The sequence below is a fragment of the Micrococcus terreus genome (assembly GCF_900116905.1).
Classification (GTDB): Bacteria; Actinomycetota; Actinomycetes; order Actinomycetales; family Micrococcaceae; genus Citricoccus; species Citricoccus terreus.
On the sequence record NZ_FPCG01000011.1, the window covers coordinates 23,086 to 40,687 of the forward strand.

Here is a 17,602-nt window from a genome sequence, read left to right on the forward strand (position 1 = left end):
CCAGTCAGCGGCGCCGTGCCACCCTGTCCACGAGCTCTTCCCAGCGGCGTCGGTGCTCGGCCGGCTCCGTGAGCAGCTGGTGGGCCAGTCGGTCTGCCGCAGCGGGGTCGGCGAGCGCAGTTCGGACGGCACCAGCCCAGTCCGCCTCGGGGTCCGCCCAGGCACACCACGGCACACCGGCCTGGGCCTGGGCGGCCTGGGCGAAGCGGAGCTGTTCATCGAACGGCCGCACCTCCGGGGCCAGCACCAGGGGGCGGCCGCTGCGCACCGCATCCACGCTGGCGTTGTGCCCGGCGGAGACCACCACCAGATCGGCCTCGGCGAGCCGGGCGGCCACGCTGTCGGTCCAGCCGTGCAGGGCCAGGTTCGGCGGGGTTGCTACGGTCTGCGGCTCGACCACCGGACCGTACACCTCCCACTGCGCCGCCGGCACCTGCTGGGCCGCGCGCGCCAGGTCGGTGAGTCGCACGCCCCCACCCCCGGTCCCGGTCACCACGGCGATGCGCGGCACCGCCGCCGAGTCCAGCCGCTGCGCCGTCCCCGCCCGCTCGCTCAGCCTGCCGGTCACATCCGGGGTGCCCAGGTTCACGGTCTTCTGGCCGTACTGCTCCAGCCAGCCCGGATCCTCCAGCCCCGCACCGTAGTAGGCCACCAGGGCGTCCACCTCGGCGTACAGCAGCCGGTGCGCGGCATCGGTGCGGTCTCCGTGCATCCTCCGGTGGATCACCGGGTAGCCGGCCAGCCGCAGGAACAGGGCGGCCTCCACGGACACGTCCACCACCACCACGTCCGGCTGCACGCGCTGCGAGGCCGCCAGCAGGGTGCCGAATCTCTGCTGGATCTGCGGTCCCACCGGGGTCCAGTGCAGCGCGGAGCTCGCCGGCTGGCGATGGCCGTCCACCAGATCAGAGGGCAGGGGCACGACGTCGGCCCCGTCCGGGAGCATGGCCACGGCACGTGGGTGCGCCGTCACCACGGTGACGTCGAAGGCGTCGGCGCCCATCAGGGTACGGGCATGGTGGACATGGCCGGCACCGTGCTGGTGGGCGTAGTAGAGGACACGGCGTCTGGCGGTGACGGCGCTGCGAGTCATTGGGCGGTCTGGATCGCGCTGTACCGCGGCGGATCCACGTCTCGGGGCCCCTGGTGCGGTTCGATCGTCTCGCGGGTCTCCATCAGCATGCGCTGGGTGAACGAGGTCGGGCCGGGACCGGGGCCGGTCAGCATTCCCGCGCTCTCGCCGGCCTCCTGCAGCACTCCGAGGTAGGTGTCCACCATCAGGTCGGAGCTGAACCGCCGGGACCAGGCGCGCACCTGAGCCCGCTCCCGAGTTCGGGCGACCTCAATCGAGTCCGCCAGGGAGCGTGCCGAGTGGTGCACGGCGAGATCACCGGCCTGCGGGGCCACGATCTCTCCCATGGATCCGGCCAGCAGCGCGGCCACGGGGGTCCCCATGGCCATCGCCTCCACGGTGGCCAGCCCGAACGGCTCGGCCCACAACGGTGTGGAGAGGTAGACCTCGCCGGAGGCCAGCAGGTCCGGCAGCCCCTGGTGGTCCAGATGCCCCCAGTAGACGGTGTCCGGGCCCAGCAGGGGCTGGATCCGCTCCCGGTGGTAGCTCGGATCGGAGACCGGACCGGCGAAGTGCAGCTCCATCCCGGCCAGGCGGGCCGCCTCGATCGCCACGTGCAGCCCTTTCTCCTCGGTGATCCGTCCGGTCCAGACGGCTCGCCCGGGGACGGGTGCGACGGTGCTGTGCCAGTGGGCGAGCTCGATGCCATTGGGGACCACGGCGATCCGAGGCAGTCGATGCCGCCAGGCCAGCGCATTGGAGGCAGACACGGAGAGCCACCGGTGCCCGGGCGGGGCTGTCCACTGCGGATCGTCCAGGACCTTGAGCACCGAGGCCAGGGTGGCGGGAGTGTGCAGCACGGTGACCATCGGCAGGCCTCGCAGCAGCCGCAAGGGAGCGGCCGAGAGGGAATTGTTCAGCACCACCTGGGCGTCGCTGTCCAGGATCATCTGACAGGCCCGTTCGGCACCCTGGTCCAGCTCATCGTCGAGCGGCCCCGGCAGGACGTCTTCCCTGCCCTCGGGATGCACCTCCAGCACCGGGATCACCGTGGCTGAGACCTCGGTCCCCTCCCGGGCGTAGACGGTCACCTCATGTCCACGCCGGACCAGGTGCTCCACCGTCATGGCGGTGTGCATCTCCAGTCCGCCGGCGAACGGCGACCGGATCGGATGGAGCATGTGGGTGAGCACGGCGATGCGCACGGGACGACCTCTCTGCGCTCGACCCTGAGCACCGGATGAGGCGGCAGGGCGGGCGCTGGATGCATCAGTCGAGTCACTGTGGTTCAGCGGCCCGGGGGGTGTCTGACGGTGCATCACGGCCCGTGACACACCCTCTGACAGTAATCCGAGCGCCCTGCGGTGTCGACATGGTGAGACCGGGAGATGACAAGCCCCCCTGTGAGACTGCTAATCTCCATCTGCACCGGGGCCACGGACCGAGCGGCGCACACCCCCTTCGGCGCCGCTCCGGCAGCCGGTCACGGCTGTCTACACGGTGACGGCGCGGGTGTCGCCCCCCTCCGATGCCCGCGTCGGAACTGTGACCGCCCCGACCTCTAGCCTGGAGACCGTGACCTCCCCCGACGCCCCCACCCCCTCCTCGACGTCCCCACGATGGACTCTGCCCTCCGGCACCACGGTCCAGGGCTGGATCGATGACCGCTCGGCCTCCCACCGCACCAGCAGTTCCGCGGCCGTCTGGCGGGCCACCGGGATCCCCTATGCCCACGCGGACCGGTACTGCCCTCCGGAACCGGCACCGGCCGTCGTCGGGACCCTGAAGGCCACCGCCCTCTCCCCCGCCTGCCCGCAGCGTGACCTGGCCATCCTCGAGGGCGCCGCGCCCGCGAACCCGCTGGGGGACCTGACGCAGGACGAGCACTGCCAGCACCTCTCGGTCACCGTCCCGGCGGGCACCGATCCGGGCGAACGGCTGCCGGTGATGGTGTGGATCCACGGCGGGTCCTATGTGGCCGGCGCCGGGGACCAGCCTCTCTACGGCACCCACGCCCTGGTGGCCGAGCAGCGCGTGATCACGGTGAACGTGACCTACCGGCTGGGCATGTTCGGGTTCCTGGGCGTGCCGGATGCAGGCATCCCGGCGAACCTGGGACTGCTGGACCTGATCGAGGCGCTGCGCTGGGTGCAGGAGAATATCGCGGCGTTCGGCGGGGACCCGCAGAACGTGACGGCGTGGGGCGAGTCAGCCGGGGCGGACGCGGTGTCGCACCTGATGATCGCCGAGGGCGCGCAGGGGCTGTTCCGCCGGGCGATCATCCAGTCCGCGCCGTTCGGGCTGATGCGCGGGCGGGAGGCGATGACCAACGCCCTGGGTGCCGTGGCCGCCGAGGTCCCCGCCGACGCCCCGCCGGAGGAGCTGCTCACGGTGCAGGAGCGGATCGAGCGCACGGCACTGCGGTTCGGGCTGCGCGGGGCCATGCCCTTCGGCCCGGAGTACGGCCACCACCCGCTGCCTGCTGCGGCGGACCTGGATGCGGCCTGGGCTCAGGCGGCCCGGCGTGTGGACGTGCTGGTGGGCTGGAACGCCCGTGAGGCCTCCCTGTTCACCCCCGGCGTGCAGGGCGTGAAGGTCCTGCCGGACGTGCCCCTGGTGGGCCGGGCCGCTCATGAGGGGCTCGTCCGGCTGCTGACCGAGTCGATCTACGGCCGGGGTGTCCGCGCGTTCCTGGCTCGGCATGCCCGGGCACGCGGGAACGGGTACCAGTACCTGTTCGACACCGGCTCAGACCACCTGCTGGACTCCTCCCACGCCGCCGAGCTGCCGATGCTGTTCTGGGACCGGGCGGTCTGGGGGGCGGCGGAGTCGCTGAGCGAGGTGGACCGGGACGACTACGAGTCCCGCGCCCAGCAGATGCGTGCCGCCTGGGCCACCTTCGCACGCACCGGGCACCTGCCCACGGGGACGATTCCGGGTGTGATGACCGTGGAGCGAGCGGGCTGATCAGCGCCAGCCACTGCCCGGTGTTCGAGTGATGCCGTCCTGTCGCTGAGCAGGTGCTGATCCTCGCGGTAGCGACGTCACGGCATCATTCGCCGCCTCCGGACACCCTGAGAGAAGAGCCCGACGCCGGCCCGGTCCAGCAGGCGGTCGGCGCACCACATCAGGGCGGCCAGGGCCACGAAGAACGCGAGGATCGCGCCCACATAGACCATCACCCCGCCGTACCCCATGCGGGGCACGTCCAGGATGCTGTACGGATACCAGTCCAGCCACGGACCGCGCAGCAGCGTGAACCCGAGCCAGCCCAGCGGCAGGACCATGGAGAGTCCGATCGCCCGCCAGGTGACCTGACCGCGCGGACCGAACACGATCCACAGCAGCGGCGTGAGCACCGGGGTGACGATGTGCTGGAGGGTGTCGTTGAACCGCTCGATCCCCACCAGCGTCTCCTCTCCGCGCAGCAGCAGGTTGAAGACCACGCCGGTGATCACGATGCACACCACCCCGGCGATCCGCAGCGCCTGGAACCAGGTGGCGGTGCGGCGCGGGTTGATCGCCAGCAGTAGCGAGGTCAGCCCCACCAGGAAGTTGGAGAGGAAGGTGAAGTAAGTGGGCTGATTGACCATGTGCTCCCAGCCGGCCTCGAACACCCCGGAGAACCCGGCATTCGGTGGCAGGTCGGAGTCCTTCCAGGAGCCGATGTGGAAGGAGAGTCCGTTGCCGCCGAAGGACAGCAGGGCGGCGAGCGCGAACGCCACGCGCGAGGCGAGGTGCGAGCGCTCGTCTCCGGCCGTCGTCGTGACCCTGCTGTCCATGGCTCCAGTATGACCTCGGCCAAGTGTCCTGCGCGCCGTGCTCCTAGGCTGGGGCAGGGGACCGCCGAGATGAGGAGAGCAGCATGAGGATCGGGATCGTGATCGGGTCGGTGCGCGAAGGGCGCTTCGGCGAGGGCATCGGCGCGTGGGTGAAGGAGCGGGCGGACGCGCTGGCCGGCGAGCTGGGCGCGGGCCAGGAGGACGTGGAGTTCGAGCTGCTGGACGTGCTGGAGTTCAACCTGCCGATCATGCGGGTGGAGAACTGGGCCGAGCGCCCGGACGCCCCGGAGCAGGTGGTGCGCTGGCGGGACGCCGTGGCCGCGTGCGACGGCTTCGTCTTCATCACCCCGGAGTACAACCGGACCATCCCCGGTGCGTTCAAGAACGCCTACGACCTGCTCTCCACCGAGTGGCGGCACAAGCCCTTCGCGCTGGTCTCCTACGGCGGCGCGGGCGGGGTGCGCGCCCAGGAGACCTGGCGCGTGGTGGCGGCCGCGTATGAGATGGTCGACGTCGGCGCCTCGGTGGCGCTGATCCGTCGCCTGGACTTCCCGGACGGGCACTTCGAGCGCACCGACCATCACGACCGCACCCTGGGCACGGTGCTGACCCGACTGGTGGAGCTGACCCGGGCCCTGGGTGCGGCGTGAGTGGCGTGCCGGGCAGTGCCGGGGACCTGGGGCACGCAGCTCCCCCGCCGCCGGTCCCGTTGCGCACGGAGCGATTGGTGCTGCGGTACGTCCGGGAGGATGACGCCGAGGGCCTGCGCCGGTACTACGGCCGGGAGGATGTGACCCGGCACCTGCTGGACGGGCCCTGGGATGCCGAGCACGCCGTGGACCAGGCCCGGTACCGATCCGGACGGAAGCACATCACCCAGGCCGGGTTCGCCACGGTGCTGGTGGCCGAGTTGGCTGACGGTGCCGAGGCCGGTCGACTCGTGGGGGACATCAGCCTCTGGGCGGTGGACGACTCGCTCTCCCACGGGGAGGCCAGCTGGGTGATGGACCCGGAGCTCGGCGGTCAGGGCTACGCCACGGAGATGGCCCGGGCCGTGCTGGATCTGGGCTTCAGGCACTACGGCATGCACCGCATCCAGGCCCAGGTGGAGTCCCGCAACCAGGCCTCAGCCCGGCTCTGCGAGCGCCTGGGCATGCAGCAGGAGGCTCACCTGCGCCGGAACTGGCTGATCAAGGGCGAATGGACGGACACCCTGGTCTACGGGCTGCTGGCCGAGGAGTTCGCGGCGGGCGAGACCTGAGTCGTCCGCTGGACCCAGGGCTCAGGCCGAACGGCCGGTCCGAGCCAGGACCTTCTGCTGACGCGTTGCATCGACCGGTACCTCGACCGGGTCGTTGAAGATCCCCGGCGCGTAGGCGTGCTCTCCGAAGCCCTCGATCGCCTGTTCCACAGCATCCAGCTCGGCCTCGGTCAGCTGCTCATCCCGCCCCTGCGAGCGGGCGATGTCCCAGCGGTGCACGATCAGGTCGAAGCCGTAGAAGCCCAGCAGGGTCCGGCCCACGGTGGAGGGTCCGAACGGGGTCTCCATGCTCTGCGCGGCGAAGTCCTCGTCCCCGATCAGCGCGGCCATGGCGGCCTGGTGCTTGATCCACTGCTGCTCGGGCTGCTCCGGCTCGCCGTCCCACAGGGGGACCTCCCGCCCGTGGCGCTCCACGAACTCGCGCTGGGTCTGCATCACGTGGTCCAGCACGTCTGCGGCACCCCAGCCCTCGCACGGACTGGCGGCGGACCAGTCGGTGACGGACTCGACGACCGCGGTGAACGGCTCGGCGGCGGCGGTCCAGGCGGCGGCGAGGTCTGAGCGGTCCGAGGGTTCGTTCACGGCGTCCTCCAGCGGGTCGGCAGCCTCTGCTGCGTCAGGGCAGGGTGAGGAGGTCGTTGTAGTCGATCGCCTCCGAGAGCCAGTCTGCCAGGGCCTCGGCGTCCAGCACAGCGGTGTCCACCCGGATCCAGCTCGGTCCCATGCTCTTCTGGCCCATCCGCGCGGGCTCGGCCCCGGGCCGGCCCTGCAGCAGCGCCGAACGGTCCGGATCCACCCGGACCAGCAGCCCGTCCGTCCCGATGGTCACCGCCAGGGCACCGCGCACCATGAACGCCCGCTGGCCGAACATGGTCTTCTCCTGGACGTCTCCGGCCACATCGGTGCGCCCGGCGATCATGGTCCGCAGCAGGTACTCGGCCTGGGACGGACGCAGGCCAGTGGAGTCGGGGCAGTCGGCGCGCGTGGTCACCCCTCCATGGTGTGCGCCCGGACGGGGGCTGGACAAGGGCCTGCGGGCAGGGAGACTGGAGGGATGACCGAGGCATGCTGGGCAGGACGGATCGAGGAGCTGGAGCAGGCCATCCTGGAGCTGCTGGAGGAGCGTGCCGAGGATGCGAGCATCTGCCCCAGTGAGGCGGCCCGCCGTGCGGCCGCCGCCTCCGAGGACGGCACCCCCTGGCGGGAGCTGATGGACCTGGCGCGCGCCGCCGCCCGGCGTCTGGCCGACGAGGGCGTGATCGAGGTGACCCAGGGCGGACAGCCGGTGGACCCGGCCGCCGCCCGTGGACCCATCCGCCTGCGGACGGCGACTCAGTCCCGGTCCTGAGGGGTCTCCTCCAGCACCTGGACCATGCGCGGGCCCGGTTCAATGACGACGACGTCCGACCCTGTGTCCACACCGTTCCTGCGGAACGCACTCAAGACCGCCGCGATGACCGCATGGGTGGCCGCCTTGGTCTCCAACTGTGTGGCTCCGGACCAGAACCGCAGGTCGATGCCCACCGTCGTGGTGCCCACGTCGGTCAGCAGTGCCCGGGGTGCGGGCTCGGGCAGGACGGACGCCACCTCGAGCATCGCGGCCTCGGCGATCCGGCACGCCCGCGGCAGATCCATGGCATCATCCACATCCACTCGCACGGTGGTCCGCACCTGCTCGAACCCCGTCTGGACGGTGACCACCTGGGAATGCAGCACGGCGTTCGGGATCAGGACCAGTCGACCGTCGAACGTCCGCACCGAGGTCGAGGTCAGCCCCATCGCCACGATGGTCCCCCGATGATCCTCCACCTGGATCTGGTCCCCCACCCGGAACTTGTCCCGCGCAAGCATCACGATGCCGGCGAACATGTTCCCCAGCACGGTCTGGAAGGCGATGCCCGCCGCGATGGACACGACTCCGACTCCGCCCAGGATGTCCACCGGACGCACCGAGGGGAACACGATCGCCAAGGCCGCGAGCAGGCCCAGGGAGAGACCCAGCCAGAAGCCCAGGCGGGAGAAGACCGCTGCCGCAGCCTGGCCTCGGCCCCGCCACCTCATGACCCCCAGCACTGCCAGGCGTATGAGCAGGCCGAGGACGAGGCCGACGGCGATCGCCGCCAGCCCCAGCCCGAGGCCGGCCCAGGTGACCTGCGGCAGGTTGATCACCGGGCCAGGATCATCTGTCACTCGCTGGTCTCGCCCGTCACCACCAGGCTGGCCCGGCCGATGGTGTGCCCGAAGACGTTGAAGCCGAAGAAGGTGCCCGTGGCGTCCTTCTCGATCCCCAGGTCCTCGGTGTCCAGGGCGAAGACCACGATGAAGTAGCGGTGCGGCCCGTGCCCAGCGGGAGGTGCCGCGCCCATGAAGCCGGGGGCGCCGCCGTCGTGGTCCAGCTGGAAGGCACCCTCCGGCAGAGCCGAGCCGTCAGCGGAACCGGCCCCCTCGGCCAGCTCGGTCACGTCCGCGGGGATGTTGACCACGGACCAGTGGCGGAAACCGGTCATGGTGGGGGCGTCCGGGTCCACCACGGTCACCGCGTAGGACTTGGTGCCCTCCGGGGCGCCGGACCAGGACAGCTGCGGGGAGACGTCCTGGGCACCCTCATGGCCGGAGCCCTCCGAGTACTGCGCGGCGGGCCACTCCTGACCGTGCTGGACGGTGGTGGAGGTGACGGTGAACTGGGGGACGTCCTTCAGGCGGGCGAAGGGATCGTTGCCCTGGATGCCGGTGGGATCGATGCTGCTCATGCTGCTCCTCTGCTCGGGGGTCAGGTGATGCGGTGCTCACTGATGAGCCTGGCAAAGCGGGGTGCGGCCGGTCAATGGGGCCTCGGGGCGGCGGATCAGCCGCAGCATTGCCACCGTCAGCAGGATCTGGGCGGGCACATAGGTGCCGATCACGATCAGGGTGCGCACCGGTTCGGGGACCTCGGCGGCGAACATGGCGATCGCCAGGGTCATGTCCGAGACGATGAACGCCAGCCCGCCCACCAGGCCCACCCGTCCGCCCGAGGTGGCCAGCACCGCCATCAGCGCGAGCACCACGCCGTAGACGATCACCGGGACCGTCAGCGCGGCACCGGCGGCGGGCACCACCACGGCCAGCCCCACCACCAGCAGCGCCAGGTGGATCAGTGCGCCCGGACGCCCCAGCCAGCTGGCCCTGCGGTCCGGCCACAGCGCGGCGATGTACGCCAGGTGCGCCACTAGGAAGGAGCCCAGCAGGATCAGGAAGCCGTGCCCACCCTGTGTGTCGCCCACCGCGGAGAGCAGCAGTCCAGCCGCCCAGAGCCAGCCGCGCCAGCTGCTCAGACCCCCCGCGAGCACCAGGCCCACCACCAGCGGAGGCGTGTAGAACCACCGGGCCGTGTGCATCCACTCGGCGCCGGTGGCCTCACCAAGGATGTTCACCGCCATCGCCACCAGGGACACGGCGGCGCAGATCCAGAACGCGCGGGGAAGCGGGGGGACGGGGGCCGCGGAGGGTCCAGCGAGGCGTGGGGTCATGAGGGCATCCGTCCCGACGACGTCGCCTCCGGGGCGGCCGCCGCGCCTTCCAGCGGGGCGAAGAGACCGCTGACGATGCCGACCACGTCCCGCAGGGCCGGATTCTCCTCCCCGGCCCGCCAGATCATCCGCACCTCCAGGGGCTGGTCAGCGCCCTGGATGGGCAGGAACACCACGCCGTCCGAGGTGACGTTGTCCCGCACCGAGTCCATGGTCAGGGCGCATCCCATCTGGGCGCCGACGAGCACCACCTGGGTCCAGGAGTCCGGTGTCGTCTGGGTGACCCGGGGAACGAATCCGGCCTGCATGGCCAGCGAGCGCAGCCTATTGGAGAGGGCTGACCCGGAATCCCCCGGCAGGGCGATCCACTGCTCCTCGGCCAGGTCCTTCATGCTGACGGTGCTGCGCTGGGCCAGTCGGTGCTGTGCGGGCAGTGCCACCATGACCTGTTCCCGAGCGATCACCCGGGAGGCGATCTCCGCCGGCAGATAGTCCCACCGGCCGATCACCAGGTCCAGACTCCCGTCCAGCACCCGCTCCAGACCCAGGTGGGAGAACTGCGAGCTGTGCAGTTCCAGGACCACCCCGGGGCGGCGAGCTCGGACCTGACGGGCCAGCTCGCCGACCTTGCGGTTGATGGAGGCACCGGCGAAGCCCAGCCGCACGCGGCCGATCCGTCCGGCCACGGCATCCTGGACCGCGTCGCGGGCCTCCTGGGAGGCGTCCAGCAGCCGCTGGGCAGGTTCCAGCAGGGCTCGTCCGGCCGCGGTGATGCTCACGTGCCGCGTGCTGCGTTCGAACAGTTCGGCCCCCAGGGAGCGCTCCAGCTGCTTGATGAGTCGGCTCAACGGCGGCTGGGCCATGTTCAGCCGGGCGGCGGCGCGACCGAAGTGCAGCTCCTCAGCCACCACGAGGAAGGCCTGGGCCTGATGGATGTCCATGGGATCATTCCACCACAGGTATCAGTTAGTCGAGTAGTTTGTATTGGACAACACCTAATGCTGGTGATTGGGTGAACTGAGGCACACCTCTTCCTGACGAGCAAGGACTCCTCATGACCGCACCCTCACCGCAGTCCGGCTCGGCGCCCCCTGATGCCCTGACCGGCGGGACCGGACCGCTCGCCGGAGTCGTGATCGCTGACTTCAGCCGCGTGCTGGCCGGACCGTACGCCACCATGCTGCTGGCTGACATGGGGGCGACGGTGATCAAGGTCGAGAGCCCCGCCGGAGATGACACGCGCACCTGGATCCCCCCGCACCGGGACGGCGTGAGCACCTACTACCTCTCGGTGAACCGCAACAAGCACTCCGTCGTCCTGGATCTAGCCGACCCGCAGGACCTGGAGACCGCCTACGCCATCATCGACCGGGCAGACGTGTTCGTGGAGAACTTCAAGCCCGGCGGCCTGCGCCGCTTCGGCCTGGACGCCGAGTCCGTGGCCGCCCGTTGGCCAGACCTGATCCACGCCTCCATCACCGGGTTCGGCACAGCAGGAGGAGCCAACCTGCCCGGCTACGATCTGCTGGCCCAGGCGGTCTCCGGGTTCATGTCCACCACCGGCGACCCCGACCGAGATCCCCAGCGCGCGGGCGTGGCGATCTTCGATGTCGTCACCGGGCTGCACACCGCCGTGGGCATCCTCGGCGCCCTGATGGAACGGCGCGACTCCGGTCACGGACAGCACCTGGCCCTGGACCTGTTCTCCTCCGCCCTGTCCGGGCTGGTCAACCAGACCGCCGGATACGCCGCCGCCGGCAACGTCCCGCGGCGGATGGGCAACGACCACCCCAGCCTCTTCCCCTACGGACCCTTCCCCGCCGCCGACAAGGACCTGATCGTCTGCGTGGGCAACGACTCCCAGTTCCGCCGGCTGGTCACCACCCTCGGCGTGCCCGAGCTGGCGGAGGACCCGCGGTTCACCACCATGGCTGGCCGCAATGAGCACCGCGACGAACTGCGCCCGCTGCTGGTGCAGGCCCTGTCCGCTGGGACCGCCGAGCATTGGCATCAGTGCCTGCAGGACGTGGGCGTTCCCTGCGCGCCCATCCTGGGGATCGACGAGGGGGTCCGCTATGCCGAGTCCCTCGGCCTGGAGCCGATCGTCCAGGTCGGCACCGGAGAGGACACGGTTCCCCTGATCAAGCATCCGGTCACCTACAGCCGCACGCCGGCCACCTACACCCGGCGTCCCCCCGCCCTCGGTGCGGACCAGCAGTCCGTGCTGGCCTGGATCCAGACCACACCACCCATCGCCGCCGGCAGCGCTGCGGCGGCCTCACCCCGTTCGACCCGTTCCACCCAGGAGACGCCATGAGCACCCAGCCCCTGCCCACCACCGCGGTGATCGACCACCCGGACTTCTTCGACCTGGACTCCTCCCTGACCGAGGACGAGCGAGCCCTGCGGGACAAGGTCCGCGCCTTCGGACAGCAGCAGGTGGAGCCGATCATCAACGAGTGGTGGGAAAAGGCCGAGTTCCCCACGCCGCTGATCCCCGGTCTGGCCGAGCTGGGCATCATCGGCACCTTCATCCCGGGCTACGGCTGCCCCGGGCTCTCCCGCAAGGGTGCGGGCATGGTGGCCCGGGAGATGGGCCGGATCGACGGTTCGGTGAACACCTTCCTGGGTGTGCACTCCAACCTGTGCATGGGAAGCATCTACATGCTGGGCAACGAGGAGCAGCGTCAGCGCTGGCTCCCGCCGATGTCCCGCCTGGAGAAGACCGGCGCCTTCGCCCTGACCGAACCGGACCACGGCTCGGACTCGGTCTCCCTGGAGACCTCCGCCCGCCGCGATGGCGAGCACTGGATCCTCAACGGGCACAAGAGGTGGATCGGCAATGGCCACGCGGCGGACGTCGTCGTGATCTATGCCCGGGACGAGGCCGACGCCCAGGTGAAGGCGTTCGTGCTGGAGAAGAACGAGGACGGCACCTACCCGGAGGGCTACCGCCCCGAGGTGATCACCGGGAAGTTCGGCAAGCGCGCGATCCTGCAGGCCGACATCGTGATCGAGGGGCTGCGCATCCCGGAGGAGAACCGCCTGGAGCAGTGCGAGAGCTTCGCCGGGGTGAACCGGGTGCTCAAGGCCACTCGCGGCGGGGCCTCCTGGGAGGCGCTGGGCCACGGCATGGCCGCCTTCGAGATCGCCTCCCGCTACGCCCTGGAGAGGGAGCAGTTCGGCGGTCCGCTGGCCGGATACCAGCTGGTCCAGGAGAAGCTGGCGACCATGCTCTCCGATCTGACCACCATGCAGCTGATGTGCAACCGGATGGCCGAGATGGCCGAGGCGGACACCCTGACCGCCGCGCAGGCCTCCCTGGTGAAGATGACCACCTCACGCAAGGCGCTGGCCATGTGCCGTGAGGCCCGGGACATGCTCGGCGGCAACGGCATGCTGCTGGAGCGGCACATCGGCCGACATCTGACGGACATGGAGGTCATCTCCACCTACGAGGGCACCGACTCCATGCAGGCGCTGATCGTGGGACGTGAGATCACCGGGATCTCCGCGTTCACCCGCTCCCGGCGCTGATCCGCCCGGCTGTTCCGACCGACTGTCCCGCCGAGCCAGAAGCAGTGGTGACCATCGCGGCTGATGCCCGCCACTGCTTCCGGCTCGACACCCCTCGCCAGGCCCCGGGCCGAGGCGGCAGGCTGGGGGGATGAGCGAGCTCCCGGACACCCCGAACGCCCCCGCCGCCGGCACCGACCATGCGGCCCTGGCGGTGATCGGCAGCGGTCCAGCAGGGGTCAGCGCCGTCCGCGCCTACCTGGACGCCGGCGGCCCAGGTCCCGTGGTGATGCTGACCTCGGACTCCGATCTGCCCTATGAGCGGCCGCCCCTGTCCAAGGAGGTGCTGGCCGGGCACGCCCCCGCCGAGGGCCAGCCGATCCAGGGCAAGGGCCTGCCGGACGGTGTGGAGCTGCGCCGCGACACCACGGTCACGGACGTGGACCTGCAGGCGCACACCCTGCAGGCCGGCGGGGATCGGCTGGGCTTCGACCGGCTCATCGTGGCCGCCGGGGCCTCACCCCACCCCCTGCCCACCGCCGAGCCGGACGCGGAGATCCACCTGCTGCGCTCACTCGACCATGCCCAGCGCCTGGTGACCTCGGCGCAGCACGCGCGCTCCGCCGTCGTGATCGGCTCCGGCTTCATCGGCTGTGAGGCCGCCGCCTCACTGGCCCGGCGCGGCATCCAGACCACCCTGGTCAGCACGGAGGAGGCGCCCCAGCTGAAGCGGCTGGGCCGCCAGGCCGCCGAGAAGATCACCCAGTGGCTGGTGGGGCTGGGGGTGGAGGTGCGCACCGGCGTGCGCGTCTCCGGCGTGCAGGCTCCGCGCACCGTCCACCTGGACGACGGCATCACCCTCTCCCCGGACCTGGTCCTGGCCGCGGTGGGTGTCACCCCGGGCGGTGGACTGCTGGAGGGGACCGAGGTGATGGTCCATGAGGGCCGCGTGGTGGCCGATGAGTTCCTGCTCGCCGTGCCCGGCGTCTGGGTGGCCGGTGACACCGCCCGCGCCCATCACGGCCTGGCCGGACGGCCGCTGCCGGTGGAGCATTGGGGAGATGCCCTGGCCATGGGCGAGATCGCCGGCTTCAATGCGGCGCAGGACGCCCAGGGGCACGACGACGGCGCCCGGGCCTGGGAGACCATCCCCGGCTTCTGGAGCACGATCGGTGAGCACACCATCAAGCACTCGGCCTGGGGCGACGGCTTCGAGAGCGTGGAGTGGGTGGAGCGCACCGGCGGGTTCACCGCCTGGTATGGCGATGCCGAGGGCCGTCTGGTGGGGATGCTGACCTACAACGCGGACGACGACTATGAGCGTGGACAGGCGCTGCTGGAGGCCGGAGCCACCGTGACGGAGGCCGCCGCCGGTGACCGACCGGAGTCGGACGGAGACGGAGCGGGCGAGGCCGCTGAATAAGCCAGAAGAAGTGGCGGCCTTGGTGCCTGATGGCCGCCACTGCTTCTGGATGAACGGAGCCGGAACGGTCCAGACGCGCAACGGCCCCCGCGGAACAGTGTGAGCTGTTCGGCGGGGGCTGCTGTACGGCGTGAGACGGTGCGTCCGGATCAGTACCGGGCGGCGGTGCCCAGCATGTTGGTGGGGTTGTAGTCCACCGCGGTCAGGGAGACGCCGGTGACGGGGTTGCGTGCGTGGGCGATCTGGCCGTCGCCCACGTACATGGCCACGTGGTAGATGCCGGAGGCCGAGCCGTTGTTGGACCAGAACACCAGGTCGCCCACCTGCAGGTTGTCCAGGGAGACGTACTGGCTGGCGCCGGTGTACTGGGCGCCGGAGCCACGCGGGATGGACTTGCCGGCGGCGGCGAACGCCTGCTGGGTCAGGCCCGAGCAGTCGAAGCCGTACGGTCCGTTGCCGCCCCAGCTGTAGTAGGTGTTCGGGTCGGTGGCCTTGGCGGTGGCGTAGTTCGCGGCCACGGCGTTCGCACCGGTGGCGGTGGAGGCCGTGGTGTAGGAGGCACGCTGGATACCGGTGCCCAGGGAGACGCCACCGGTGGAGCCCGAGTAGCTGGTGGACGCGGTGGTCCCCGTGGAACCGGCGTAAGTGGAGCCGGAGGTTCCGGTGGAGGTGGAGGCTGCAGTCGAGGTGGAGGCGCTGCGGGTGGTCTCGCCGCTGTAGCTCCAGGTGTTCTGCTGGGAGTAGCTCGAGCTCGAGACGGCGGCATCGTTGGCGGCGGCCGGTGCCACGCCGGCGATCGTTGCTCCGGCCAGCGTGGCCAGGCCTGCGGCTCCGGCGGCCAGGGAACGGCCACGGCGGGAACGGGCGGCAGACTGGGCTGCGGCCTCGGCCTGGATGCGTGCACGACGGGTGGGGTAAGTCATGGGAATGATCACCTTGATAGACAACGGATGGTCGTTCTGGGCGGCCTGACGGCGCAGTGCTGACAGTCGTCGGGTCCGCCCTGAGGCAGTACCACTCCGCGTTACCAGAACGTGATCTACGGTGACATGTCTGTTATCGATTCGCAACACTTGGCGACGCCTGGTGGAACCCTGAGTGTCGCCTGACAACCGCGATTCCACGACGGATCGAGGTGCCCGACCCTACACGCCGAGCCCGTGCGTGACCATTTCGTGATCTTTGTCATGGTTCGTCGGCCAGCTCGTCCCCTCTGCCGAAACCAGTACCCGGGACGACCATTGCGCACTCCGGCACCCCCTGCTCAGATGAGCAGATGGAACAGACTGCCCCCACCACCCTGCGCGCTGACGTGATCGTGGTCGGCGCCGGTCTGGCGGGCCTCGTCGCCGCCACCGAGGCCGCCGACGCCGGCCGCTCAGTCCTCCTGATCGACCAGGAAGGGGAGCAGTCTCTGGGCGCACAGGCGCACTGGTCCCTGGGCGGCCTGTTCATGGTGGACACCCCTGAGCAGCGCCGCCTCGGCGTGAAGGACTCCCTGGAGTTGGCCCACCAGGACTGGTTCGGCAGCGCCCAGTTCGACCGCCCCGAGGACCACTGGCCCCGCGCCTGGGCCGAGGCCTACCTGGACTTCGCCGCCGGCGAGAAGCGGGCATGGCTGCGCGAGATGGGCCATCGCATCTTCCCCGTGGTCGGCTGGGCCGAGCGCGGGGACGGCACCTCCACCGGCCACGGCAACTCGGTCCCGCGCTTCCACATCACCTGGGGCACCGGTCCTGGAGTGGTGGAGCCCTTCGAGCGCCGTCTCCGGCAGGCCCACGACGACGGCCGCGTCACCTTCGCCTTCCGGCACCGGGTGGACGCCCTCCTCCGGGAGGAGGGGGCCGTCGTCGGGGTGGCGGGGACGGTCCTGGCACCCGACGATGCACCGCGCGGGACGGCGACCAACCGGACTGCCGTGCGGGACTTCGAGGCGCGCGGGCAGGCGGTGATCGTGACGAGCGGTGGGATCGGCGGCGACCTGGACCTGGTGCGCCGTGCCTGGCCGGAGCGGCTGGGGACCCCGCCTCAGACCATGGTGGCGGGCGTGCCGGCGCATGTGGACGGACGGATGCTGGGGATCAGCGTGGAGGCCGGGGCGAGGGTGATCAACCCGGATCGGATGTGGCACTACGTGGAGGGTCTGCGCAACTGGGATCCGGTGTGGGAGAACCACGGGATCCGGATCCTGCCGGGCCCGTCGTCGCTGTGGCTGGACGCGGCGGGGAACCGACTGCCCGCGCCGTACTACCCCGGGTTCGACACCCTGGGTACGCTGCGCCACCTGCGCGGCACGGGCTACGACTACTCGTGGTTCGTGCTGACGCAGAAGATCATCGAGAAGGAGTTCGCCCTCTCCGGGTCCGAGCAGAACCCAGATCTGACCGGGCGTGACGTGAAGCTGCTGGGGCAGCGGCTGAAGAAGGGCGCCCCGGGTCCGGTGGAGGCCTTCAAGCGGCACGGGCAGGACTTCGTGGTGGCCGAGACCGTGGAGCAGCTGGTGGCCGGGATGAACGAGGTGGCCGACGCTGATGCGCCGCGACTGGAGGTCGGAGCAGTGCGTGAGCTGATCGAGGCGCGCGACCGGGAGATGGGCAACCGCTTCACCAAGGACGCCCAGGTCACGGCCCTGCGCGGGGCACGGTCCTACCTGGGTGACCGGCTGATCCGGGTGGCCACACCGCACCGACTGCTGGATCCGAAGGCCGGGCCGTTGATCGCGGTGCGGCTGAACATCCTCTCGCGCAAGACCCTCGGCGGACTGGAGACCGACCTGCAGGGGCGGTGCCTGGGACCGGACGGTGCCGTGGTGCCCGGACTGTACGCCGCGGGCGAGGTCGCGGGGTTCGGCGGTGGCGGGATGATGGGCTACAACGCGCTGGAGGGCACGTTCCTGGGCGGCTGCCTGTTCTCCGGGCGGGTGGCCGGGCGCGCTGCGGCGGCACTCTGACGAAACGCACCCCCGCCCCGGAAACCCACCGCCCCGTGGCGCGGTGACGTTCCGGGGCGGGGGTGAAGAACGGCGGGGTCGGCCGGGCG

At 70.7% G+C, this 17,602-nt stretch carries 18 protein-coding genes; 8 read left to right on the forward strand and 10 right to left on the reverse strand.

Going from position 1 to position 17,602, the window contains the following annotated elements:
• Positions 1-4: 4 nt before the first annotated feature.
• Complete coding sequence (locus BM355_RS12020) at positions 5-1,093, reverse strand: glycosyl transferase (RefSeq protein ID WP_091698953.1); 1,089 nt, start codon at positions 1,091-1,093, stop codon at positions 5-7.
• A complete protein-coding gene (locus BM355_RS12025; protein WP_091698955.1) occupies positions 1,090-2,277 on the reverse strand; it encodes a glycosyltransferase in 1,188 nt (395 codons plus the stop codon). Before BM355_RS12025 ends, BM355_RS12020 begins: the two co-directional genes overlap by 4 nt.
• 370 nt (positions 2,278-2,647) lie before the next feature.
• On the opposite strand from BM355_RS12025, the gene BM355_RS12030 reads away from it, so the two are divergent.
• Positions 2,648-4,039 carry a carboxylesterase family protein gene (locus BM355_RS12030; RefSeq protein WP_245760798.1) on the forward strand — a complete coding sequence of 464 codons (1,392 nt, stop codon included), beginning with the start codon at positions 2,648-2,650 and terminating at the stop codon, positions 4,037-4,039.
• Positions 4,040-4,116: 77 nt separating this feature from the next.
• Here the strand turns inward: BM355_RS12030 and BM355_RS12035 are convergent, their stop codons facing one another.
• A complete protein-coding gene (locus BM355_RS12035; protein ID WP_091698957.1) occupies positions 4,117-4,854 on the reverse strand; it encodes a Pr6Pr family membrane protein in 738 nt (245 codons plus the stop codon).
• Positions 4,855-4,937: 83 nt separating this feature from the next.
• Here BM355_RS12035 and BM355_RS12040 point away from each other — a divergent pair, with 83 nt between their 5' ends.
• The gene (locus BM355_RS12040) at positions 4,938-5,504 is read left to right on the forward strand and encodes an NADPH-dependent FMN reductase (RefSeq protein ID WP_091698959.1); all 567 of its coding nucleotides are present in this window, start codon (positions 4,938-4,940) and stop codon (positions 5,502-5,504) included.
• Positions 5,501-6,115, forward strand: coding sequence for a GNAT family N-acetyltransferase (locus BM355_RS12045; protein WP_245760799.1), 615 nt, complete (start codon positions 5,501-5,503; stop codon positions 6,113-6,115). Before BM355_RS12040 ends, BM355_RS12045 begins: the two co-directional genes overlap by 4 nt.
• Positions 6,116-6,136: 21 nt before the next feature.
• Here BM355_RS12045 and BM355_RS12050 read toward each other — a convergent pair whose 3' ends face one another.
• Positions 6,137-6,697 (reverse strand): TIGR03086 family metal-binding protein, encoded by a 561-nt coding sequence (locus BM355_RS12050; RefSeq protein ID WP_091698961.1) that lies wholly within the window; start codon positions 6,695-6,697, stop codon positions 6,137-6,139.
• Positions 6,698-6,731: 34 nt separating this feature from the next.
• A complete protein-coding gene (locus BM355_RS12055) occupies positions 6,732-7,106 on the reverse strand; it encodes a TfoX/Sxy family protein (protein ID WP_218154342.1) in 375 nt (124 codons plus the stop codon).
• 63 nt (positions 7,107-7,169) lie between these two features.
• Between BM355_RS12055 and BM355_RS12060 the strand changes: the two genes are divergently transcribed.
• The gene (locus BM355_RS12060; protein ID WP_091698963.1) at positions 7,170-7,463 is read left to right on the forward strand and encodes a DUF3253 domain-containing protein; all 294 of its coding nucleotides are present in this window, start codon (positions 7,170-7,172) and stop codon (positions 7,461-7,463) included.
• Here the strand turns inward: BM355_RS12060 and BM355_RS12065 are convergent.
• From BM355_RS12065 to BM355_RS12080, 4 genes are read right to left on the reverse strand one after another with little or no spacing between them, the layout of a single operon-like run.
• Positions 7,448-8,305, reverse strand: coding sequence for a mechanosensitive ion channel family protein (locus BM355_RS12065; RefSeq protein ID WP_245760800.1), 858 nt, complete (start codon positions 8,303-8,305; stop codon positions 7,448-7,450). The two genes, BM355_RS12060 and BM355_RS12065, sit on opposite strands and share 16 nt — an antisense overlap.
• Positions 8,302-8,865, reverse strand: a complete 564-nt coding sequence (locus tag BM355_RS12070) for a YbhB/YbcL family Raf kinase inhibitor-like protein (protein ID WP_218154343.1) — start codon at positions 8,863-8,865, stop codon at positions 8,302-8,304. The genes BM355_RS12065 and BM355_RS12070 overlap by 4 nt, the downstream gene beginning before the upstream one ends.
• Positions 8,866-8,901: 36 nt before the next feature.
• Positions 8,902-9,624 carry a lysoplasmalogenase family protein gene (locus tag BM355_RS12075; protein WP_091698968.1) on the reverse strand — a complete coding sequence of 241 codons (723 nt, stop codon included), beginning with the start codon at positions 9,622-9,624 and terminating at the stop codon, positions 8,902-8,904.
• The gene (locus tag BM355_RS12080; RefSeq protein WP_091698970.1) at positions 9,621-10,565 is read right to left on the reverse strand and encodes a LysR substrate-binding domain-containing protein; all 945 of its coding nucleotides are present in this window, start codon (positions 10,563-10,565) and stop codon (positions 9,621-9,623) included. The genes BM355_RS12075 and BM355_RS12080 overlap by 4 nt, the downstream gene beginning before the upstream one ends.
• A 113-nt stretch (positions 10,566-10,678) precedes the next feature.
• On the opposite strand from BM355_RS12080, the gene BM355_RS12085 reads away from it, so the two are divergent.
• The 3 genes from BM355_RS12085 to BM355_RS12095 all read left to right on the forward strand — a co-directional run bounded on the left by BM355_RS12085 (position 10,679) and on the right by BM355_RS12095 (position 14,563).
• Entirely contained in the window at positions 10,679-11,941 is a 1,263-nt protein-coding gene (locus tag BM355_RS12085; RefSeq protein WP_091698972.1) for a CaiB/BaiF CoA transferase family protein, read from the forward strand.
• A complete protein-coding gene (locus tag BM355_RS12090) occupies positions 11,938-13,161 on the forward strand; it encodes an acyl-CoA dehydrogenase family protein (protein ID WP_091698974.1) in 1,224 nt (407 codons plus the stop codon). Before BM355_RS12085 ends, BM355_RS12090 begins: the two co-directional genes overlap by 4 nt.
• Positions 13,162-13,291: 130 nt before the next feature.
• Complete coding sequence (locus tag BM355_RS12095; protein WP_091698976.1) at positions 13,292-14,563, forward strand: NAD(P)/FAD-dependent oxidoreductase; 1,272 nt, start codon at positions 13,292-13,294, stop codon at positions 14,561-14,563.
• Between the two features lie 149 nt (positions 14,564-14,712).
• On the opposite strand, the gene BM355_RS12100 is transcribed toward BM355_RS12095, so the two are convergent.
• Positions 14,713-15,486, reverse strand: coding sequence for a C40 family peptidase (locus tag BM355_RS12100; RefSeq protein WP_091698978.1), 774 nt, complete (start codon positions 15,484-15,486; stop codon positions 14,713-14,715).
• Between the two features lie 353 nt (positions 15,487-15,839).
• On the opposite strand from BM355_RS12100, the gene BM355_RS12105 reads away from it, so the two are divergent.
• Positions 15,840-17,513, forward strand: coding sequence for an FAD-binding dehydrogenase (locus tag BM355_RS12105; RefSeq protein WP_177227951.1), 1,674 nt, complete (start codon positions 15,840-15,842; stop codon positions 17,511-17,513).
• The last annotated feature ends 89 nt before the right edge of the window (positions 17,514-17,602 follow it).